Annotated in this window: 18 protein-coding genes; 6 read left to right on the top strand and 12 right to left on the bottom strand. The window is 65.9% G+C overall.

What is annotated here, in order from left to right:
- Positions 1-10 precede the first annotated feature (10 nt).
- From OKW30_RS08210 to OKW30_RS08200, 3 genes are all read right to left on the bottom strand, one after another.
- A complete protein-coding gene (locus OKW30_RS08210; protein ID WP_429346455.1) occupies positions 11-1,276 on the bottom strand; it encodes a virulence factor family protein in 1,266 nt (421 codons plus the stop codon).
- The gene (mprF, locus tag OKW30_RS08205) at positions 1,273-3,864 is read right to left on the bottom strand and encodes a bifunctional lysylphosphatidylglycerol flippase/synthetase MprF (protein ID WP_429346454.1); all 2,592 of its coding nucleotides are present in this window, start codon (positions 3,862-3,864) and stop codon (positions 1,273-1,275) included. Before mprF ends, OKW30_RS08210 begins: the two co-directional genes overlap by 4 nt.
- A 447-nt stretch (positions 3,865-4,311) precedes the next feature.
- Positions 4,312-4,455, bottom strand: coding sequence for a hypothetical protein (locus tag OKW30_RS08200; protein ID WP_429346453.1), 144 nt, complete (start codon positions 4,453-4,455; stop codon positions 4,312-4,314).
- 230 nt (positions 4,456-4,685) lie between these two features.
- On the opposite strand from OKW30_RS08200, the gene OKW30_RS08195 reads away from it, so the two are divergent.
- On the top strand, positions 4,686-6,089 hold the full coding sequence (locus tag OKW30_RS08195; RefSeq protein ID WP_187630840.1) for an MFS transporter: 1,404 nt from the start codon (positions 4,686-4,688) through the stop codon (positions 6,087-6,089).
- Between the two features lie 52 nt (positions 6,090-6,141).
- On the opposite strand, the gene OKW30_RS08190 is transcribed toward OKW30_RS08195, so the two are convergent.
- From OKW30_RS08190 to OKW30_RS08165, 6 genes are all read right to left on the bottom strand, one after another.
- Positions 6,142-6,636 carry a DUF421 domain-containing protein gene (locus OKW30_RS08190; RefSeq protein WP_184065938.1) on the bottom strand — a complete coding sequence of 165 codons (495 nt, stop codon included), beginning with the start codon at positions 6,634-6,636 and terminating at the stop codon, positions 6,142-6,144.
- An 89-nt stretch (positions 6,637-6,725) separates the two neighbouring features.
- Positions 6,726-7,391 (bottom strand): glycosyltransferase, encoded by a 666-nt coding sequence (locus OKW30_RS08185; protein ID WP_429346452.1) that lies wholly within the window; start codon positions 7,389-7,391, stop codon positions 6,726-6,728.
- Positions 7,388-7,993, bottom strand: coding sequence for an SAM-dependent methyltransferase (locus tag OKW30_RS08180; protein ID WP_429346451.1), 606 nt, complete (start codon positions 7,991-7,993; stop codon positions 7,388-7,390). Before OKW30_RS08180 ends, OKW30_RS08185 begins: the two co-directional genes overlap by 4 nt.
- Positions 7,994-8,024: 31 nt before the next feature.
- Positions 8,025-9,221, bottom strand: coding sequence for an acyl-CoA dehydrogenase (locus tag OKW30_RS08175; RefSeq protein ID WP_429346450.1), 1,197 nt, complete (start codon positions 9,219-9,221; stop codon positions 8,025-8,027).
- Positions 9,222-9,341: 120 nt separating this feature from the next.
- A complete protein-coding gene (locus OKW30_RS08170) occupies positions 9,342-11,318 on the bottom strand; it encodes a hybrid sensor histidine kinase/response regulator (protein WP_429346449.1) in 1,977 nt (658 codons plus the stop codon).
- Positions 11,319-11,832: 514 nt separating this feature from the next.
- On the bottom strand, positions 11,833-12,891 hold the full coding sequence (locus OKW30_RS08165; RefSeq protein ID WP_429293149.1) for an NAD(P)/FAD-dependent oxidoreductase: 1,059 nt from the start codon (positions 12,889-12,891) through the stop codon (positions 11,833-11,835).
- 142 nt (positions 12,892-13,033) lie between these two features.
- Between OKW30_RS08165 and OKW30_RS08160 the strand changes: the two genes are divergently transcribed.
- Complete coding sequence (locus tag OKW30_RS08160; RefSeq protein ID WP_429347738.1) at positions 13,034-13,390, top strand: carboxymuconolactone decarboxylase family protein; 357 nt, start codon at positions 13,034-13,036, stop codon at positions 13,388-13,390.
- Positions 13,391-13,431: 41 nt separating this feature from the next.
- Here the strand turns inward: OKW30_RS08160 and OKW30_RS08155 are convergent, their stop codons facing one another.
- Positions 13,432-14,292: a LysR family transcriptional regulator gene (locus OKW30_RS08155; RefSeq protein ID WP_184065957.1), complete on the bottom strand. Its 861-nt coding sequence runs from the start codon at positions 14,290-14,292 to the stop codon at positions 13,432-13,434.
- A 151-nt stretch (positions 14,293-14,443) separates the two neighbouring features.
- Between OKW30_RS08155 and OKW30_RS08150 the strand changes: the two genes are divergently transcribed.
- From OKW30_RS08150 to OKW30_RS08135, 4 genes are all read left to right on the top strand, one after another.
- Positions 14,444-15,841, top strand: a complete 1,398-nt coding sequence (locus OKW30_RS08150; RefSeq protein WP_429347737.1) for a DHA2 family efflux MFS transporter permease subunit — start codon at positions 14,444-14,446, stop codon at positions 15,839-15,841.
- A 94-nt stretch (positions 15,842-15,935) separates the two neighbouring features.
- Positions 15,936-16,865: a LysR family transcriptional regulator gene (locus tag OKW30_RS08145; RefSeq protein ID WP_429346448.1), complete on the top strand. Its 930-nt coding sequence runs from the start codon at positions 15,936-15,938 to the stop codon at positions 16,863-16,865.
- A 77-nt stretch (positions 16,866-16,942) separates the two neighbouring features.
- Positions 16,943-17,170 carry a hypothetical protein gene (locus OKW30_RS08140; protein ID WP_429346447.1) on the top strand — a complete coding sequence of 76 codons (228 nt, stop codon included), beginning with the start codon at positions 16,943-16,945 and terminating at the stop codon, positions 17,168-17,170.
- A gap of 227 nt (positions 17,171-17,397) precedes the next feature.
- Positions 17,398-18,513, top strand: a complete 1,116-nt coding sequence (locus OKW30_RS08135) for a glycosyltransferase family 2 protein (RefSeq protein ID WP_429346446.1) — start codon at positions 17,398-17,400, stop codon at positions 18,511-18,513.
- A gap of 328 nt (positions 18,514-18,841) precedes the next feature.
- Here OKW30_RS08135 and OKW30_RS08130 read toward each other — a convergent pair whose 3' ends face one another.
- Positions 18,842-20,149 (bottom strand): MFS family transporter, encoded by a 1,308-nt coding sequence (locus tag OKW30_RS08130; protein WP_184065970.1) that lies wholly within the window; start codon positions 20,147-20,149, stop codon positions 18,842-18,844.
- Between the two features lie 267 nt (positions 20,150-20,416).
- Positions 20,417-21,940, bottom strand: coding sequence for a SpoVR family protein (locus OKW30_RS08125; protein WP_429346445.1), 1,524 nt, complete (start codon positions 21,938-21,940; stop codon positions 20,417-20,419).
- Positions 21,941-22,009: the final 69 nt, after the last annotated feature.

The following is a 22,009-nucleotide window of genomic DNA, read 5'->3' as shown; positions in this document are numbered from 1 at the left end:
AACACCGACATCAATCGCGCACGCCGCTCTGCTTTTTGAATGCCGCGAGAATGCGTTGCTCGAGCGCGTTGTAATCGCGGCCAAAGTGATGATCGCCGGTCGTGCGGATGACTTCGACGCCGGTCTTGTCGAGCGCCGGACACAGCGTGTCGGTCTCGCTCTCGCCATAGAAGCATTGAACGATCGACGGCGGCACATGCGTCAACTCGGGGCGCACGTTCAGCGCCTTGTCGCTCGCGGGCATGCCGAGCCAGCCGCCGACGCGGATCTGGAAATCGGCGTCGGGCGCGAAGCCGAGCAGCGAAATCAGCGACACCTTATCGCGCTGCGCCTGCGGCAGACGGTTATACGCGAACGGCATCACGTCGGCGCCGAACGAATAGCCGATCAGCGCGATATGCTGCGCGTGCCAGCGCTCGCCATAGGTTTGCATCACCCGCGCGAGATCGCGGCTCGTTTGCGCGGGCGGCTTCTCGCTCCAGAAATAACGCAGGCTGTCCCAGCCGACCACCGACACCCCATCTTTCTGCAGTGCCTGCCCGATCGTCTTGTCGAGATCGCGCCAGCCGCCATCGCCGGAAATCACGATCGCCATCAAGCCGTTCGGATGCGCGGCCGGCAATTCGATCAGCGGCAGGTCGGACACGTCGTCGGCGCTGATCGAGACCGGCTGCAGATGCGGCGTCAGCAATGCAACGAGACGCGCGCGATCGGCATTGCCCGTGCTCGCCTTTTCGACGAAGCCCGGCACCTTGTCGCGAATCACGGTCGGGTCGGGCGGACACGGTTCGAAGCGCGCGTCGAGCGTGTGATCGGCGTCGACCGACACCGCGCCCGCGATCGTATTGGACGGCGCCTGCTCGAGCACGTGCATCGCGAGCGTCGCGCCCTGCCCCGTACCCGCGACGATCGGCGCGAAGTAGCGGCTCGACTGCGACTGCCGTTCGAGCTGATGGCTGAGCGCCTCGGCATCGCCCACCAACTGATGACAGGTTTCCTTTTTCGCGGCAAGGTTGGCCGCGTAGTGCGCGGTATCGACGCCGACCGTCATCGCGCCCGCTTTCGCGAGCGCATCGGCGCTCTGCTGATCGGCTGCGCTCCAGCCGCTTGCCTGCGAATACAGCACGACGAAGCCGCGCAGCGGCCCCTCGGGCTGCGTCACGCGCACGTCGCCATAGCGGCCGCCGGGCACGGTGGTGGTGGCCGCGTGCGCGAGTGCGCCGCAACTCAGAACGCTTGCCGCGACGGCGAGCCGGAACAACGGATGCAATGTCATGAACGCCGGCCTCCTGCCAGCAGCGACAGGTCCGCGAGCGTGAAGAACACGCCCGAACCGGATGCCGCGAGATAACGCGGCTCCCAGCGCGGCTGGAACTTGCTCTTGAAAGCACGCAGTCCGCGGAAGTTGTAGAAGCGGCCGCCGAAGCGCCACACGATGCCGGCCAGCCGATGCCAGCGCGACGCGAGCGGCGTCGGCTGCACGCCGGAGAGCGGCGCAATGCCGAGACTGAGCGAGCGGAAGCCCGCCTGTTTCAGATGCAGCGCGAGCTGCGTGAACAGATATTCCATCGCATACGGCGACGCGCTTTCGACGTGACGCATCACGCCGACGGTCGCCTCGGTATTCATATCGGTCGTCATGAAGGTCACGAATGCGACCGGCTCGCCGTTCTGGCGCACCAGCATCACCGACTGCGCGGCGAGGTATTCGTCATGGAAAGCCGCGACCGAGAAGCTCTTCTCGCGCGCGTCGCGGCTGTCGAGCCAACCGTCGGAAATGCCGCGCAGCGTTTCGAGCGAGGCCCGCACATGGGCCTGATCGATCACTTCGACGCTAAAGCCGTCGCGCTCGCCGCGCTTGAGCGCATAGCGCAGATGCGCGCGATGCGAGCCCTTCAGATCGAAGTCGTCGAGCACGACGTGCGCTTCCTCGCCGAGCTTCAGCAGCGTGAGGCCAGCGTCGAGATACAGCGGCAGCGCATTCGCACGCACCTGGTAGAACGCGGCGCGACCGCCATGTGCATGCGCGAGCGCGACGAACTTGCTGATGAGACCCGCCCACTCTTCGCGCGGCCCCACCGGATCGTGCAACGCGGCCCACGTGCGGCCGTATTTCGCGTACATCAGGAACGCCTCGCGCGACTCCGAAAACAGGAAGCTCTTGTCGCCCATCAACGCGAGACCGGCATCGCTGCGTTCCTGCGCGCGCACGATGCGCGCGGCGTCGTGCAGATCTTCGGGCGCCGGCTTCACGAAGCGGCCCGGCGCCGGACGCAGCAATTGCCAGAACGAGAAGGTCGCGGCGAACACGCTCGCGGCGAGCGTCGCGCGCAGCGCGCGCGGCGCGCGCTCGTCGAACGCGAATTGCCACCACAGATCGCCCGTGTACGGCACGTCACGGAAAGCGAACAGCATGACCCACGTCGCGAGCATCAGCACCATCGCGACCGACACGAGCCAGCCGGCCGTGAAACGCTCCGCGAACAGCGACGAATGACGGTTGAAGCGCTTGCGCGTCGCGAGCAACAGCACGATCAGCATGCCGAGCACACCGGCTTCGACGAACGCGAGACCCTTGGTCAGCGACAGCGCGAGGCTCAGCAACGCGAGCGCGAGCGTCATCCACCATGCCGCATCGAGCCGCCGCAGCAGGCCGCGCGCGACGAACAGCAGCAGCACGCCGAGCACGCTGCATAGCATCTGCGAGCTTTCGAGCACCCACAGCGGCACCAGGTCGCGCAGCATATGAATGCGCTGCCAGAACGCCGGCGTCGCGCTCGAAATGACCAGCATGCCGCCGACCACGAACGTGACGAGGCTCAGAAACAGCGGCGCGAGTTCCGACACGCGCTCCGCCTGCAACATCGACAGACGATTCTTCAGCGCGCGCCCCTCGAAGCCCGCGAGCAGCGCCGCGGAGGCGATCAGCGGCACGCCGAAATAGATCGCGCGATACGCGAGCAGCGCGGCGACCATCTGATGCATCGGCACGCTGCCGCTCAGCGTGAACACCATCGCCGCTTCGAACACGCCGACGCCGCCTGGCGTATGGCCAATCAGGCCGAGCAGCATCGCGGCCGCGTAGACGGTGATGAAGCCGACGAAGCTCACGTTCGCATGCGGCAGCAATGCCCACAACGCGAGGCCCGCGGCGACCACGTCGAGCACCGCCAGCGCAACCTGCGCGAGCAGATCGCGGCGCGCGGGAATATCGAACGAGAGCCACTGCCAGCGCGTGCGGATCGGCCGGGTTTGCCGACGGCACGCGGCCGCGGCGAGCGCCAGCGCGAGCAGCAGCGCAGCGCCGCTCCAGCGCAGCGCGACTGGCGACAGATGCAGCATCGGCGCGAGCTGGCCCGCCATGCAGACCATGCCCAGCGCGGTCATCAAGACGAGGGCGAGCGCGAGCGACACGCTCGTAAACACCGTCATGCGGCCGATCTGCGCGGGCGTGATGTTCGCGACGCCGTACACGCGCGCGCGCACCGCTCCGCCTGTCAGCGCGCCGAAACCGGTCGCATTGCCGAGCGCCGAACCGGCCGTCGCGCCGACCCACAGCGCCGCGCGCGGCACGCTCGCGCCGAGATAGCGCAGGCCGACCGCGTCGCGCCCGACCAACGCGACGTAGCTGAGCGCGGTCGCGCCGAGCGCACCGATCCACTCGCGCGCCGACAACTGGCGCAGTTCGCGGATCACCGAACGGTAATTCACTGCCTCGGACAGATGCTGCAGCACGACCAGCAGCAGCCCGCAAATGACGAGCGCGAGCACGGGCGACAGAAGTCCCCGGCTGCCAAGCGCTTTCGATGCACGGCCGAGCAGCGCGGGGAGGCGCTCGAAGCTGTGTTGAAGTCGGTGGAACATGGTCAATGCGGGCCTTGCGAGGAGCGGTCGCGGCGACGGGTCGTCACGCGCGGTATCGCCTGTGGCGGCGATTACAAAGTGATAACGGCAAAACGTGCAAAAGGTTGACAGCATTAGCAATTTTGCCGTCAGTTCACTTGCGCGTCGCGCGTCAAAAGCGCGCGATTGTAATGCTTCCTCGCGTGATGCGAGGCATCGGGCCGGCGCAACCGCGGCATCAAGATCACGGTTGGGCGTGCCGTAATCAGGAGCGGAAGCACGATATCAGGAAGGGAAACGGCGATGGCAGCCCGGAATTGGCTGACGGCGGGCGTCTATCTGGTAGGACTGGGAGCCGACTCGCTGAACGTGCTCCGCTTGACGGGGCCAGAAAGCACAATGCCCGCTACTCGAGCGGGCATTGACACGACAGCTGGGGCTTGCGGGGCCCGCGCGGGAAACTCGCGCTTAGTTCGGGCGACGGTACGCTTCGGCGATCACTGCGCAGTTCTGCAGATGCAGGTTCAGCGCATGCAGCGCCAGCGCGCGCAGCTTGCCGAAGAACGTGTTGGCAGCGGGGGTGGAACGGACGACATTCGATGTGGTGTCCATGGCGGCTCCTTATCAGGGTTTATACCTACGGAATAACCCGATTATAGCGATCTCGTGCCGCAGCGCAACAAAACAATATTTTTTGGCGACGTCGCGAATGCCAATGTCGCGTACCGGATACGGAAAATTCGTAAAGGGGCCGCATCGGTGGTGCACGTATTAACAATCCGCACCGTACAGGTGCAATAATGCTTCCTTTGCCTGCGACGCTTCGCCGCAGGCTCGCCGATATGACCGTCGCCCAGACCCAAAAAGCTCTGATTGCGCCTCTTATCGTCGCGTGCGCGATGTTCATGGAAAGCGTCGACGCCAACGTGATCGTCACCGCGCTGCCGGCCATGGCGCGCGATTTCGGGCGCGATCCGGTCACGCTGAAGATCGCGGTGACAAGCTACGTGCTCGGGCTCGGCGTGTTCATCCCGGTATGCGGCTGGCTCGCCGACAAGTTCGGCGCGCGCACGGTATTTCGCACCGCGATCGGCGTCTTCGTGACGGGTTCGCTGTTGTGCGCCGCGTCGAACTCGCTTGCCACTTTCACGGTTGCGCGTTTCATCCAGGGCGTCGGCGGCGCGATGATGGTGCCCGTCGGGCGCATCATCATCTTTCGCGTGGTGGAGAAAGCCGACTTCATCCGCGCGATGAATTACCTGAGCGTGCCCGCCATGCTCGGCCCCGCCGCCGGTCCGCTGCTCGGCGGCTTCATCACCACGTATCTGCACTGGCGGCTGATCTTCTTCATCAACGTGCCGATCGGCATTCTCGGCATCTATCTGACCAATCGCTATATCGCCAATACGCGCGAGCCCGACCCCGGCCCGCTCGACTGGATCGGCTTCCTGCTGTCGGCGGCGGGCGCGGTGCTGCTGTTGCTCGGCTTGTCGCTGGTCGGCGGCGAACTGATTTCGAATACGGACGCGTTCGGCATGTGCGCGCTCGGCGCGGCGCTGCTCGTGATCTACGTCGCGTATGCGCAACGCGTCGCACTGCCGCTTCTGGATTTGCGTTTTTTCAAGGTGCCGACTTTCCAGGCGAGCGTGCTCGGCGGCTCGCTATTTCGCATCGGTCTCGGCGCGTTGCCGTTCCTGCTGCCGCTGCTGCTGCAGGAAGGCCACGGCATGAGCGCGTTCCAATCGGGGCTGATCACCTGCGCGTCCGCGTTCGGCGGCATGTTCATGCGCACGATCGCCTCCACGGTGCTGCGCCGCTTCGGCTTTCGCCAGGTGCTCGTGTTCAACGCCGCGCTATCGGGCATTTCGATCGCCGCGTGCGGGCTGTTTTTCCCGCACACGCCGACGTGGATCATCTGGGTCGTCGTGTTGCTCGGCGGCTTCTTCCCCGCGTTGCAGTTCACGAGCCTCAACTCGCTGACCTACGCGGAGATCGCGAGCCGCGACGTCGGCCGCGCGACGAGCCTCGGCAGCGTCGTGCAGCAGATGTCGCTCGGCCTCGGCGTGACGGTCGGCGGCATCGTGCTGCAGATTTCGCGCGCGCTGCATGGGCATCCGAGCATCACCTGGTCGGATTTCTGGCCCGCGTTTCTCGTGGTCGGGCTATGCTCGTTCGCGTCGATTCCGGTCACGCTGCGCCTGCCGCGCGGCGCGGGCGCGGAGATTTCGCGAGGCGGGCGCGGCTGAGCCGGCTGCCGTGTCCCCGCGCAAGCGCCCCGCTCTTCACGGGTTCGGGCGCTCACGCGCGCTTGCGAATCACGCTCACGTCGCCATTGCGTTCGAGAATCGCGGCGGCCACGTCGTCCATCGTGCGCGAGCCGGTTTTCTGCCGCACGCTTTCCTCGATGTCGGTGCGCGTGACGAGCGCCGCGTGCATTTCGTTCGCCTGGAACTTGCCGTCGCTGAACACCTCGCGCTCGGCGCCGCCCACCAGCAGCTCGAAGCGGCGCGAGCGTATGAACGACCACGCGAGCGCCCGGTGACACACGACGATCGCGAACGACGCGACCACGGTCGCGATAAACGGCGACGCACCGACGATCGCGCGGCTCAGCGTCGCGCCGAGCAGAATCACGACGACCGAATCGAACGGCGAGCGCTGCCCGAATGAACGGCGCCCCGATACACGGATCAGCGCGAGCGCGATCACGAACACGGCGATCGAGCGCATACCCATCTGCAACGGATCGAGCTCCCTGCCTTGGCCGAATAGAACGAAAAACGCGTCCATCATGTTCGTCCTCCCCGCGGCGCATTGCCGTGCGAATGTTCTGGTGTCCGGATAGTTGCGAGCGAGACGAGCCCGCGACGCGTCGCCGTCGCTCAGGCCAGCGCGCCGTCCGTCGCCCATGAGATGAGCGTATCGCCGAAACCGCCGCGCACGCGGGCCACGGTGCGCGCGCTCGTGGTCACGCGCGGCGCGGCGCTCCACGCGATGCGCGCGCCAGTCGCGATCAGGCGATCGACGAGCGCGGCGTCCTCGCTGCACTTGAGCGGCGGAAAGCCGCCCGCGCGCCGATAGGCGTCCGCGGAAACGCCGAGATTCGCGCCGTGCACATGACGATGTCCGTCGGCGTCGACATACGTCTTGCGAAAATATTCGCGCACGCTGTGCGGATGCGCGCTCCAGTCGTCGACGGCGATCGAGCCGCACACCGCATCGGCGCCGAGCGCCAGTTGCGCGGCCAGCCAACCGGGCGACACGCGGCTGTCGGCATCGGTAAACGCCAGCCAGCGCGCGCCGTGCGCGAGCAGCAGCGACGCGCCGAGCGCCCGCGCGATCCCGACGTTGCGCGCCTTCAGCGTCAGCGTCTGCACGCCGTAAGCGCGCGCGATCGCCCCGCTGAAATCGCTGCACGCGTCGAGCGCGACGACGATCCGCACCTCCTCGCCGGCGAGCGCTTCGTGTCGCGACGCTTCGAGCAAGGCCGCGAGGCACCGTGCGAGCAACGTCTCTTCGTTATGCGCCGGAACGACCACGCCGATCATAGAAGCCCCTCGCGCTGCGCGACCGAACGTGCGTCGCGCGACCACAGGTCGATCAGCAAGTCGGCTTCGTCGTGATGCGCGAGACGCGCGAGACCGCAGCGCGCATCGAATAGCGCGTGCGCATGGTCGGCGGATTCGCGCGCTTCGGCGAACGGCCGGCGCCAATGACAGGCGAGCAGCGTGCCGTCCGGCGTCAGCGACCCGGCGATGCGCGCGGCCAGCGTTTCGAGCTCGGCCGCGTCGAGGTAGTACGCGAACTCGCTGATCACGATCAGATCGAACGGCCCGTGCTCCGTCGGCCAGTCGCGCGGCACCCTGCGCTGCTCGATCCGCACGTTCGATGCGCCCGCCACGCGTTCACACGCAAGCTCGACGGCGCGCGCGTGCAGATCGGCGGCGAGCAGCGCCTCGCAGCGCGTCGCGAGCCCGGCCGTCAACTCGCCGTTCGCGCAGCCGGGCTCGAACGCGTTGCGATAGCGCGCCCGCGGCAGCAGCGCGAGCGTCAGCGAACGCTTGCGGCGTTCGTACCAGCCTTCGCGCAAACGCCACGGATCGTCGCTGCGTCGGTAGAGTTCATCGAAGTACAGCACCGTCGAGCTCATCTCAGCATCCTCCCAAGGCCGGGGGAAAAAATCATAGCGTCCACGGCGCGAGTGTTTGCGAAGACGCCTGATGCGATGCCGGCGCGGCAGTCGTGTCACCGGCCTCGACGAGCCGTTCGCCGAGCGCTGCGAGGTCGCGCTCCGCGTGGCTCTGCCGCAGAAACACCGGCAGGTCAGCAAGCGCCCGCGCGAAGCGCGCGTCGCGGCACAACGGGCCCGCGCCGAGCGCGCGTGTCGCGTGCTCGATCACGGCGCTCGCGGCCTGCTCGACGGCCAGACGCGCGCGCAACACGCGCGTCGCTGCATCGGCCGACGGGTGCGCGTCGATCCACGCGGCGGTTTCGCGCAGCAGCGCGGCGGCCGACTGCAAGGCGACATCGGTCGCACCGAGATGAGCGAGCCGATGCGCGTCCGCGTGCCGGGCGCACGCGTCGCGCAGCGTGCGCGCGATTTGCGCGGCCGCGCCGTACCAGCATGCGGCGATACCGGCGCCGCCATGCCAGAAGCCCGCGCGGCGCAGATACGCATGCGGCGCACCGACGAGCGTCGCCACGGTGTCTTTGAACGTGACATCCGCGCTCGCGGTCGCCTGCATGCCGACGGCCTGCCACTTCGATGTATCGATCGAGATCGAGCTCTGGTCCAGCGCGAGCGCCGCGAGCACGGGCTCGTCGTCGCGCCATGCGGTCACGAGCGCATGGGTGAGCGCCCGCGCGCCGGAGCACCAGGCTTTGGTGCCGGACAGGCGCACCTGCGCGCCCTCGCCGGCAACGGTCTGGATTCCTTCGTCGATGGCGCGCACCCGCGCGTGCGGCGCCTCGGCGGCCCACACGCCCCAGCGGCTTGCCGCGGGCGGCAGTGGACCATGGAGCTCGGCGAGAATCGCGAGCGCATCGGTATGGCCTTCAAACAGTTTGACGAGGCCGAGGTCGCATGCGGCGACGGCGGCCAGCGCGCGCCAGCGCACCAGCGTCTCCCCATGCCCCGGCCATGGCAAGGTCGGCGCGCGATCGTAGCCGCGCTCGATCAGCTCAGCGAGCAGTGATCCGAGGGCAGCGGGATCGTTCGCATCGAAACGCGCGTCGCGCAAAAAATCGTCGAGCGAGACAGCAGGCTTGCCGGGCTGCGGCGCGCGGGCGCTCGCGCGTAGTGCGCGGCCACCGTGCTGATTTGAGACCTGCCGTGACTGGGCCTTGAAGCTGGCCGCGTGGTCGCGCGTGTCGAACATCGTGCCTCCCTGCACCGGTTAGATCCGCGGCCCGCCGGGCGGCGGCGGACTGGAACGTATGCAGAGTGGCAGCAAACACCGTGCCCCGGCCGGCGAGGCAGCCGCGCAGCGAAACAGCGGCTACGTCCCGCCGCTTCCGCTCAGACGTCCATCCGCCTTCGCGAGCAACGCGTCGAGGACCACCATCTCGACCGGCTTCACGAGGTGCGCATGGAAACCCGCGTGGCGAGTTCGATCGAGATCGCTCGCATGGCCGAAACCCGTCATCGCCGCGTACATCGTGCGCGACATCTCGGGCAGCGCGCGCATCGCCGCGAGCGTCGCATAGCCATCCATCTTCGGCATCGCGAGGTCGATCAGCGCGAGATGCGGCGAGAAGCGTGGCGAGATCTGCAGCGCCTGTTCGCCCTCGTAGGCGATACGCACCTCGTGGCCCTTCAGTTCGAGCAGCATCGCGAGGCTGTCGGCCGAATCGCGATTGTCGTCGACGATGAGAATGCGCAGCGGCTGCACGTGGGGCGCGGCATTGATCGTGCCGCTCTCCGCGGTGTCGGACTGCGCGGAGGCGAGCGGCAGACTCAGCGTGAACGTGCTGCCGAGTCCCAGTCCTTCGCTGCTCGCGACGATGCTGCCACCGTGCATTTCGACGAGCGACTTGCACAGCGTCAGGCCGATCCCAAGGCCGCCCTCGCCGAAACTTTGCCCTTCCTTCTCCTGCGCGAACAGTTCGAAGATCTTGTCGAGCGAGCGCACCGGAATGCCGCAGCCGGGGTCGCGCACTTCGAGCACCGCCATGCGAAAGTCGACACGTCCCTGCAGCTCGATCGCGCTGCCGTTCGGCGAAAACTTCGACGCGTTGTGCAGCAGGTTTTGCAGGACCTGCACGAGCCTCGTCATGTCGCCGCGAATCATCACGGGAGCGTCGGGTACATGCGCGACCACGCGCTGCTCGCGCGAGTCGGTGAACGGCCGCGCCGCTTCGATCGCGCGCGCGACGAGCTCGGCGAGATCGACGCGCGCAATACGCAGTTCGACCTTGTCGGACATGATGCGGCCGATATCGAGCAGATCGTCGACGAGTCGCGTCAGGTGCGTGACCTGGCGATCGATCAGATCGCGCGCCCGCGCGACCACCGGGCTCAGATCGGTTTCCATCTGCATCGTGCCGATCGCGTTGCGCACCGGCGCGAGCGGATTGCGCAGTTCGTGCGCGAGCGTCGCGAGAAATTCGCGCATGCGCTCCCCGGAGCGCTCCAGTTCCTCGCGCCGGCGCCGCTCGGTCAAATCGCGCGTGACCTTTGCGAAGCCGCGCAAGCGTCGCGATTCGTCATAGACGGCCGTGATGATCACGTTGGCCCAGAACGTCGAACCGTCCTTACGCATGCGCCAGCCTTCGTCTTCGACGGTGCCGATCTGGCGCGCGATCGCGAGCTCGCGCGCGGGCTTGCCGGCCGCGGCCTCCTCGGGCACATAGAACTGCGAGAAGTGCCGGCCGACGATTTCGTCGTGCGTATAGCCCTTGATGCGCGCGGCGCCTGAATTCCAGCTGACGACGAAGCCTTGCGGATCGAGCATGAAGATCGCGTAGTCCTTCACGCTATCGACGAGCAGACGGAAGCGCTCCTCGCTCTGGCGCAGCGCTTCGAGGTATTCGCGCTGCGCGGTCAGGTCGCGCGTGATCTTCGCGAAGCCCGTGACCTCGCCCTTCTCGTTGCGTATCGCGGTGATCACGACGTTCGCCCAGAACGTCGTGCCGTCCTTGCGCACGCGCCAGCCTTCATCTTCGAAACGGCCGGTCAGCGCCGCCTGTTCCAGCTCGTAGGTCGGCCAGCCGCGCGCAACGGCTTCCTCGGTATAGAAGCGCGAGAAATGCTGGCCGACGATCTCACTCTCCGCATAGCCCTTCAGCTTCTGCGCGCCGACATTCCAGCTGACGATGTTGCCTTTCGCATCGAGCAGAAAGATCGCGTAGTCCGAAATCGCCTGCACGAGCGACAAATAATCGACGCCGACGGGCGCTGACGGCGCGGCCTCGACCTGCACTGGAGCGGGCCCGCCGTAGTCGCGGGAAGAAGAAGAAGCATCGAGCTGGGTCATGGCGGACACGTCATTGGAATTTTCGTCTTAAGCAAACCTCGCGCCTGGCCGGCGGCGAAGCCGTCGCGCAAGCGGTTGCGCGGTCCACGGAGGGGCCGGGATGCGTCGCCAAGGGCGCTCGCGCGCCGGCTGATAAGGCGCCAAGCTTATAACGACGAGCCCCGCGACAGCTAGCGGGTCATGACGGAAAACGTCGCCGCGCTGCGGTTTCGGCTTTCCGTTTTGCCCTTCGTTGGCAAAAACAGGCGTGTCAATTGAAAAAGGTATTCACGACGCGGCGGGCTGCGCGATCGGCCGCCATGAGGCCAGGAAGAAAGAAAGAAAGAAAGAAAGACAAGGCCGCGAGCGCCGCGGCCGCCGCGAGTCGACCCGCTGGAAAATACTGCCTGCCGCGAGGAACACGAGCAGATAACGGCGGCCGACCGTCGCGTGATGCCAACGGCCGGCCCGGCGCGACATCGCTGCAAATCGGCACGCGTCGCGAGTCGAAACCGCTGCTGCGCTGGCGCGCCCGTCAAGCCGCCGCGCCGATCTTTTCCGCGAGCTTCGCGTCGTAACTCGAATGGACATGCACGCGTTTCTTGTCGGGATACGCGTACGCGTACGCCTTGCGCAGCGCGAGCGACGCCTCGTGAAAGCCCGACAGGATCAGCTTCTGCTTGTTCGGATAGTTTGCGATGTCGCCGACGGCGAAGATGCCCGGCCGCGAGCTTTCGTAGTTCGAAGTATCAACGTCGACGCGCCCGCCATGAATCGTCAGTCCCCATTGCGCGATCGGTCCGAGATCGGCGACGAGTCCATACAGCGCGATCAGATGGTCGGCTTCGAGCTGTGTCTCGCCGTTGACCTGCCGCAGTGTGAGCGAACGCAGCGCGCCGTCTTCCACATCGAGCGCCGCGATCCCGCCGACGACGAAGTCCATCTCGCCAGCATCGACCGCGCGCCGCATCAGCTCGACGCTCGAATCGGCCGCGCTGAAGCCGGCGCGCCGATGCACGAGGGTCACGCGCCGCGCGACCTTGCGTAGTGCCAGCGCCCAGTCGAGCGCCGAATCGCCACCGCCCGCGACGACGACGTTTTTGTCGGCGAAATCGGCGAGGCGCGGCACGCTGTAGTGCACGTAGCGCTTTTCCAGCGGCACGGCCTCGGGGAGCGTGAGCTTTTGCGGGACGAACGCGCCGTTACCGGCGGCGAGCAGGATCGCCGCGACGTCGAACACGAGGCCGCGCTGCGTGCGCACGGTCCAGCGTCCGTCGTCGCGCTGCTCGACCGTGTCGACGCGCTGTTCCAGATGAATCGGCACATCGAACGGCTTGCACTGCGCGACCAGTCGCTCGACCAGTTCGCGCGCGGTGCACGACGCAATCGCGGGGATATCGTAGATCGGCTTGTCGGGATACAGCTCGATGCACTGGCCGCCGACCCGTCCGAGTATGTCGACGATCTGACAGGTGAGGCCGATCACGCCGGCCTCGAATGCCGCGAACAGAGCCACGGGACCGGCGCCGACGATCAGGACATCGGTGCGGATCGGCGAGGCGGGCACAGCGGACGGATCGGTGGCAACGGTCATGGGGCAGGTCTCCGGATCACGGTGAAAGGCGCAATGGAAGCGTCGATGACCCACCATACCGAATCGGCCCGCACGCGGCAACGATGCCATCGTCGACGGTAAGGGTGCTAGGCGTGCCCGCTCAACGCCCGAAAGTGGCTACCTGAAAATACCTGGAATCGGCCAAGAAATGGTGCGGTTGCGCGCGTCGCAGATCAACGGCTGCGCGTATTGCGTCGATATGCATACGGCGGACGCGCGCAAGGGCGGCGAAACCGAGCGGCGTCTCGCGACCGTCGTCGTGTGGCGCGAAACGCCGTTCTTCACGGACCGCGAACGCGCGGCGCTCGAATGGACCGAAGCGCTCACGCTGGTGTCGCACGATCATGTGCCCGACGCGGTATGGCAAGCGGTGCGGCCGCATTTCAGCGACGAGGAACTGGTCGACCTGACGCTGCTCGTCTCGGCAATCAATGCATGGAACCGCTTCGCGATCTCGTTCCGGAAGATGCCGGCCTGAGCGGCGGCATGACGGCAGCATGAGGCGACGCACTGCCCGCCTCACTCCCCGATCCACGACCCGCGCAGGTCGCTGTCATGCAGCAACTGCAGCAGCGTGCCCGCCGGGCGACTCAAGCGCTTCGCCGCCAGCGCGATGAATTCCACCGACGGCAGCGTCGGCAGTCCGGCCGCATTCAACGGCGGCGCGAGGCCGCGCGCGGCCAGATACTGCGGCCGCACGGTGATGCCGAGTCCGCCGCGCGCGGCCGCGATACAGCCTGAATGACTGCTGCTCGTGCAGACGATCTGCCAGCTCGCGCCGGCTTCGGCGAGCGCATCGAGCACGACCGCGCGCGTCACGCTCGGCTCGGCGACCAGAATCAGCGGCAGCGGCTGACTCAGATCGACGAGCGTGCCGGTCCGCGCCAGCCATTCGAGGCGCCCGGTGAAAAGCGGCACGCCGCGCCGGTCACCGAGCCGGCGCTTGCCGACCAGCAGATCGATCGCGCCCGCGTCGAGCAACTCGTAGAGCCTGCCCGTCATGCCGATCGTGATTTCCAGTTCGACGTCGGGATGCGCGTTGCGAAACGCCGCGAGCACGGTGGGGAGCGGGCCGAGCGCGATGTCGTCCGACGAGCCGAGCCGCACGCGCCCCTTCAGACGCGGCGCGCGAAACTGCGATTCCGCGCGCGACAGCGCCTGCAGGATCACGCTCGCATGCGCGAGCATCGCTTCGCCGTCGGGTGTCATCGCGAGCGAATGGGTGTCGCGCAGGAACAGGCGCCGGCCCACGCTCTGTTCGAGGCGCCGGATATGTTCGCTGACGCTCGACTGCGTCAGGTCGAGCCGCCGCCCCGCTTCGGTGAAGCTATGGCAAGCCGCGACGGTCGAGAAGGTCTTGAGCCAGATTGGATTGAGCATGCGTGATTGTGGCGCCGCTTATCGGCATTGTCGATAACAGTCAGCGGGCTTAGTGGGGTTCCCGATTGACGAGGATGTCAATAAGATGACGGAATTCCACCTGGCCCCGCTCTGGCGCCGCTTTGCCGCCGCCGCGCCCGCTGTCGAAAACATGACCAAGGATTCCTCTCAAACCGCCCTACTATGGATCGTCGCCGCCGGCTTCTTCATGCAGTCGCTCGACACGACGATCGTCAATACCGCGCTGCCGTCGATCGCGAACAGCCTGCGCGCCGCGCCGCTCGCGATGCAACCGGTCGTCGTCGCCTACACGCTGACGATGGCGATGCTGACGCCCGCCTCCGGCTGGCTTGCCGACCGCTTCGGCACCCGCCGCGTCTATTTCGCCGCCATTCTCGTGTTCGTGCTCGGCTCGATCTGCTGCTCGAGCGCGCACACGCTCGGCCAGCTCGTGATGGCGCGCGTGCTGCAAGGCCTCGGCGGCTCGATGCTGCTGCCGATCGGACGCCTCGCGGTGCTGCGCAGCGTGTCGGGCGAGCAATACGTGTCGGCGCTCGCGTTCATATCGATCGCGGGGCAGCTCGGCCCGATCGCCGGGCCAACGCTCGGCGGCTGGTTCGTGCAGGCGATCACGTGGCACTGGATCTTTCTGATCAACGTGCCGATCGGCGCGCTCGGTCTGTACGCGGTGCAGCGCTTTCTGCCGTCGCATGACAAGGCGCAGGCGCCGCCGTTCGATGTGATCGGCTACGCCCTGCTGTCGTTGTGCATGATCGCGTTTTCGCTCGCGATCGACGCGCCGGTCCCTTCGCATCGCGCGGCGTGGTCGGCGGGGCTGTTCGCGTTGGCCGTCGCCAGCGCGCTCGCCTACATTCCGTACGCCAGAAACCGCCGCGATCCGCTGTTCAAGCTGTCGCTGTTCGGCGAGCCGAACTTCAGCGTCGGCCTGATCGGCAACCTCGTATGCCGGGTCGGTTCGAGCGCGGTGCCGTTCCTCGTGCCGCTGCTGCTGCAATTGCAGCTCGGCTACTCGCCGCTGCACTCGGGTCTGATGATGCTGCCCGCGGCACTCGCCGGCACGCTCGCGAAACGCTGGATCGCGCCGCTCGTGCGCCGCTACGGCTACGACACGTTCCTGCTCGTCAACACGATCATCGTCGGCTCGGCGATCGTCGCGTTCTCGCTGATTTCGCTCGGCACGCCGCTCGTGATCGAAATCGCGATCCTCGCGGTGTTCGGCGCGGCCAACTCGATGCAGTTCGCAGCGATGAACAGTGTCACGCTGAAGGACCTGTCGCACGAAGACGCCGGCATGGGCAATAGCCTGTTCTCGATGGTGCAGATGCTTGCGATCGGGCTTGGCGTGTCGATCGGCGGCGGCCTCGTCAATCTGTTCGCGGCGCAATGGTCGGCGGCGCTCGGCTTCCGGCTCGCATTCGTGTGCGTCGGCGCGATCACGCTCGTGTCCGCGTGGATCTTCCGCCACCTCGACGACCCGTCGGGCACGCGCGTGATTCGCGGCCAGGCTGCGGCGAGCGCGGGGCGTTGAGACGCGACGCGTTTCATCGCGTGCCGGCGCATGCATTCGAAAGGTCTTCGCGTTAGCATGTCGGGCATCCATGGCTACCAGGCAGGGAGCCCCGATGCCATTCGATGAGCGCGTGCTGAACGGCATGGGCGTCCTGACTGCGATCGTCGATTGCGGCAGTTTCGCGGCCGCTGGTGAAGCGCTCGACATGTCGCAATCGGGCGTAAGCCGTTCGGTCGCCCGGCTCGAAGCACGCCTCGGCATTCGTCTGTTCGACCGCACCACGCGCTCGGTCACGCTGACCGACGAAGGCCGGCGTTTCTACGAGCAGATCGTGCCGCTCCTCGGCGGACTCGAGGAAGCGGCCGCCTCCGCCGCGCAGGGCGCGACCGCGGTGCGGGGCCGTCTGCGCGTCAACATGGACCCGTTCTTTTCGCGGCTCGTGCTCGGGCCGCGCCTCGGCGGCTTCATCGACAAACATCCGGACCTGCAGCTCGAACTCGTCACGCGCGACCAGTTGGGCGACATGGTCGGGGACGGCTTCGATGTCGCGATCCGCTTCGGCGACCCGCCGGTGTCGACGCTCGTCGCCCGCAAGCTGCTCGATACGCGCATCCTGACCGTCGCGGCGCCGTCGTATCTGAAGAAGCATGGCAAGCCGGCGAATCCGGGCGAGCTCGAAGACGGCCGGCATATCTGCATCAAGTTTCGCGATCCGCTCACCGGTTATCCGTTCAGCTGGGAATTCCATCGCGGCCGCAAGCAGCTCGCGCTGACGCCGCAGGGGCGGCTGACCGTCAACGACGTCGGCACGCTGCATAGCGTATGCATCGCGGGCCAGGGCATCGCGCAGATTCTCGCGCTCGGCGCGGAGTCGCTGCTTGCGAGCGGCAAGCTGATCGAGCTCTTTCCGGATTGGGGCGACGAGGTGTACCCGCTGTATGCGCTGTATCCGTCACGGCACCATCCGCCGGCCAAGGTGCGCGTGTTTCTCGACTTCATCATGTCGCTGACGGGCGGCAGGCCGCGCCACGCGGTTGCCTGAGCGCGGAACGTCTGTTTGCTCCCGCCCGGGTCCGCGTCTTGCTGCCGGAGGCTTGTCTTCCCTCCAGGAGAGCAGCGATGAGCAAAACGACGGAAAAATCCCAAGGCGAAGCAAAAGGCGCGGCCGACAACGAATCGAAAAGCGAGGCCAGCGCCCAGACCGAGGATTTCGCGCATCCGCACCGCGCCGTGCATAGCGACAACGCGAAGAGCAAGATGCCCGAGCGCCACGACGAAGGTCACAAGCAGTCTCCGGCGGACCGTCCGGGCAAAAAGTCCGGCGAGGGCGAACCGTCAGTCGGTTGAAAAAATAGAACCCTGTATCAGAGCGGCCCTGGCTGCGTCGTGCACCCGGGCCGCATCACTTTTTCCTTCCAGCACCTTTCTGTAAGCAAACATTTCTTCCTCATTTTTACCGAATATTTTTTTGACGCCTTGGACTATTTTGCTGCTTGCAGCAAGGTGTGCGCCCTGCGAACCGGCTGCCGCTTTCCGCCGGTTTTTGCCGCTTCCGATCGATAAAAGGCGTCATCATGTCCAACGCGTCAAGTAATCCCCTCGCCCGTGCGGCGGTCGCCCATGTGTCCATCTGCGTGCCCACCTGCAATCGTCCCGACCTGCTGATCGAATGCGTCGACTCGTGCCTCGCGCAAAGCTATCCGCATGTCGAAATCGTGATTGGCGACGATTCGACGGACGCGCGCTCGCGGCAACTGATCTTGCAGCGTTACCGCGACGAGCCGCGCGTGCGCTACGAGAAGCACGAGCCGCCGCTTGGCCAGGCGCGCAATGTGTCGAGCCTGTTCGAGCGGGCGCGCGGCGACAAGATCCTGCTGATCCACGACGACGATCTGCTGACGAGCGACGCCGTCGACAAACTCGTGTCGTTATGGCAGCGCTATCCGCGGCTCGATGCGGCATTCGGTGCGCAATACGAAGCGGATCACGACGGCGCGATCGATCTCGCCGCGAGCGCGCGCCTGAACGAGGCGTTCCGGCGCACCGAGGCCCGCGAGGGTCTCCAGCCGCTCGCGGGCCGCACCGGCCTGATCCAGATGTTTCCGAACAATGGCTGGATGGCCGACGCGCGGCTCGTCAAGCGGGTCGGCTACGACGCGCGGTATGGCGTCTGCTGCGACTACGTGTTCGGCACCGAGCTATGCCTGGCCGCGCGCGAGGTGTTTTATCTGCACGACTATGTGTCGGTGTATCGGAAGACCGCGACGTCGGTCTCGCACAGCACGCGCGGCACGAGCATGGCCGCAACGTTGAGCGCCTATGCGTTCGTGAAGTCGCTGCGTCTGCCGGCGCCGCTCGAACCGTCGCGGCGGCAGGCGCTGCGGCGGCTCGTGCCGATCGCGGTGTCGATTCACGCGAGAAACGGCGAGGCGCGCGCGGCCTGGCGCATCGCGCGCGCGCATCTGTTCGCCTACAACTACGGCTTTAGCGCGCGGCTTTACTACCATCTGCTGATGCTGGCGCGCGCGGCCTGGCGTGGCCGTCTGCCGATGCCGCGCGCGGCGGCCGATGCTGTCGCCGGCGTAGCGGCGACGCCTTCGATGGCGACGGTCGCGGCCGTCGGCGCGGCCACGGCGAATGAGGCCGCGAGGGTCGATGAGTTCGTCGACAACGGGCCGAAGCCGGTATGAGCTGTGACAGGCGCGTCGCGACCGGCGCGAGCGCGGACCAGGTCTCGCGGTCGAGTTATGGTTCGCGCAACCGATCGACGGCATCGCCGGCCGCGCGGTGCAGATTCATCTGCGCAGCGGCGCGAGGATGGAACAGGCCGATAGCCTGCGCGACCTGCTGCATGCGTGGGGGACACGGATCGTCGTCAGTTGAGCGAAGCGCGCTGATCCTCGCTTGCGGATTGACGCGCAAACGTCGATGCCATGAAAAACGGCGGCCCGGTTGCCCTGGACCGCCGCTTGAATGCTGCCATCGCGCCACGACGTTTCGCCGTGCCCGACTAGCGGTTCACGGCTCGTGCCGCAGATATCCTTCCGACGACGGATCGCGCATGCGCAGCGACACGATACCCGCGAGTGCACACAGCGCCGTCACGTACCAGAAGAACATCGTCTCGACACCGGCGGACTTCAGCCACAGCGCGACATATTCCGCCGAGCCGCCGAAGATCGCATTGGCGAGCGCATACGACAGCCCTACGCCAAGCGCACGCACTTGCGGTGGAAACATTTCCGCCTTGATCAGGCCGCTGATCGACGTATAGAAGCTGACGATCGCGAGCGCCACCACGACCAACGCGAAGGCCGCATACGGGCTCGTCACGTCTTTCAGCGCATGCAGCAGCGGCACCGTGCCGAGGGTCGCGAACAGGCCGAAACACAGCATCGAGCGGCGCCGCCCGATGCGGTCCGACAACGCGCCGAACGCCGGCTGCATCAGCATGTAGACGAACAACGCGGCGGTCATCACCGAGCTCGCGGTCTTCGCGTGCATGCCGGCCGTGTTGACCAGGTACTTTTGCATGTAGGTGGTGAACGTATAGAAGATCAGCGAGCCGCCGGCCGTGAAGCCGAGCACCGTCATGAACGCGGTCTTGTGCTCCCACAGCCCGCGCAGCGTGCCCGCTTCCTTGCGCTGGCGCATCGCCGCGGTGGTGGTTTCATCAAGGGATTTACGCAGATAGAGCGCGATCAACGCGGCGATGGCGCCAATCACGAACGGCACACGCCAACCCCACGCCTTCAGCTCTTCGGTCGTCAGCGTCTGTTGCAGGGTCACGAGCACGAGCAGCGCGCACAGTTGGCCGCCGATCAGCGTCACATACTGGAACGACGCGAAAAAGCCGCGCCGGCCCTTCAACGCGACTTCGCTCATATAGGTCGCGCTGGTGCCGTATTCGCCGCCCACCGACAGCCCCTGCAACAGCCGCGCGAGCAGCAGCAACGCCGGCGCGAGCGCGCCGATCTGCGCGTAGGTGGGCAGCATCGCGATCACCAGCGAGCCGCCGCACATCATGAATACCGACACCATCATCGCGGTGCGGCGACCACGTTTGTCGGCGAGCCGCCCGAAGAACCAGCCGCCAATCGGCCGCATCAGGAAGCCCGCGGCGAACACGCCGGCCGTGTTCAGCAACTGCGTCGTCGTGTTGCCGCTCGGGAAGAACGACGGCGCGAAGTAAAGCGCCGTGAACGAATACACATAGAAGTCGAACCACTCGACGAGATTGCCCGATGAAGCGCCGACGATTGCAAAAATGCGCCGCCGTGTGTCGTGCGCCGAGGCCACGACGTATTGTTCGGTTTGGTCGTTCATGCTGGTGTCTTTCCTTATTTAAACGAAGAGGACGGTCGTGGCGCCGCCTTGATGTCGCGCGCCCAGCCTGAGCGGCCGTCGCGGGTGCGCGAATTTTACATAAATGAAAGCAAAGGAAGGTTTTTTGTCAGCGTGGCCTGATGAAAGCCCTGGGTCGGCCGGATTTGCGCACCAACAGAACGAAGCCCCTGCCAGTTGGGGACTGGCAGGGGCTTGACGGGCGACACGGACCGCTCAGGCGGGAGTCAGGCGGGAGTCAGGCGGCGCTCATATTCTCACGGACGGCGGCACATACCGGCAGTCGTGCCGTTTTCTGACGGTACCGTTTTCGTCGACGCTCTCGAGGTACACGTCGAACTGCCACAAGCGCGCCATGTGCTTGAGCACCTCGTCGCTATCCGACGACAGGTGCCGGTTGTCGCTCATGAAATGCCGCAACGTCAGGCTGCGATCGCCGCGTGTATTGACGGCCCACACCTGAATGTTCGGCTCGCGGTGATGCATGTCGTACTGCCGCGACAACGCCTGGCGCACGTACTGGTAGCCGCTATCGTCGTGAATCGCCGACACTTCGAGCGCGTCGCGCATGTCGTCGTCGAGCACCGAGAACAGGCGCATTTCGCGGATCAGATGCGGCGACAGATACTGCGCGATGAAGCTCTCGTCCTTGAAGTTGCGCATCGCGTAGTGCATCGCGGGCAGCCACGGACTGCCGGCCAGATTCGGAAACCACTTGCGGTCTTCGTCGGTCGGCGCTTCGCAGATGCGCCGGATATCGCTCATCATCGAAAAGCCCAGCGCATACGGATTGATGCCGCTGTAATACGGCTTCGTGACCGGCGGCTGATAGACGACGTTGCTGTGTGAATGGAGAAACTCCATCATGAAGCCGTCTTCGAGCTTGCCCTGGTTGTACATCGTATTGAGCAGCGTGTAGTGCCAGAACGTCGCCCAGCCTTCGTTCATCACCTGGGTCTGCCGCTGCGGATAGAAGTACTGGCCGATCTTGCGCACGATGCGGATCACCTCGCGCTCCCACGCTTCGAGCAGCGGCGCGTTTTTCTCCGCGAAATACAGCAGGTTTTCCTGCGGCTCGGGTGGATAGCGCCCCTCGACCTCTTCGGGCAGCGGCGTATGGCGCGTGGGCAACGTGCGCCACAACTCGTTGACCTGCGACTGCAGATACGCCTCACGTTCGCGACGCGCGGCGAACTCCTTCTGGAGCGACAGCTTCTGCGGCCGCTTGTAGCGGTCCACGCCGTAATTCATCAGCGCGTGGCACGAGTCGAGCAATTCCTCGACGCGATCGAGCCCATAGCGCTCCTCGCATTCCGCGATGTAGTTTTTCGCGTAGACGAGGTAGTCGATGATCGCGTGCGCGTCCGTCCATAAGCGGAACAGATAGTTGCCCTTGAAGAACGAGTTGTGACCGTAGGCCGCATGCGCGATGACGAGCGCCTGCATCGTCATCGTGTTCTCTTCCATCAGATACGCGATGCAGGGGTTCGAATTGATGACGATTTCGTACGCGAGCCCCATCTGGCCGCGGCGATAGCTTTTTTCGGTGGAAAGGAAATGTTTGCCGAACGACCAGTGACGGTAGTTCACCGGCATGCCGACGGACGCATAGGCATCCATCATCTGTTCGGCGCTGATGAGTTCGAGCTGGATCGGATACACGTCAAGCTCGTATTGCTCCGCAACACGGGCAATATGCGAGTCGTACTCTTCGATCAATTCGAAGGTCCAGTCGGACGGGCACGGCAGAGGCCGTCTATCGGCTACGTTCATACGGACTTCCCTTTGCCCTCGTTGGGCGTTCCGGTGTGTCCCGTGCTGCAGCATCGCGGACTGCTCCGG

Origin of the sequence: Paraburkholderia sp. Clong3 (assembly GCF_050436485.1) — a bacterium.
Classification (GTDB): domain Bacteria; phylum Pseudomonadota; class Gammaproteobacteria; order Burkholderiales; family Burkholderiaceae; genus Paraburkholderia; species Paraburkholderia tuberum.
Note: the sequence above shows the minus strand (reverse complement) of the source record. Positions and strands in the feature narration are given on the sequence as shown.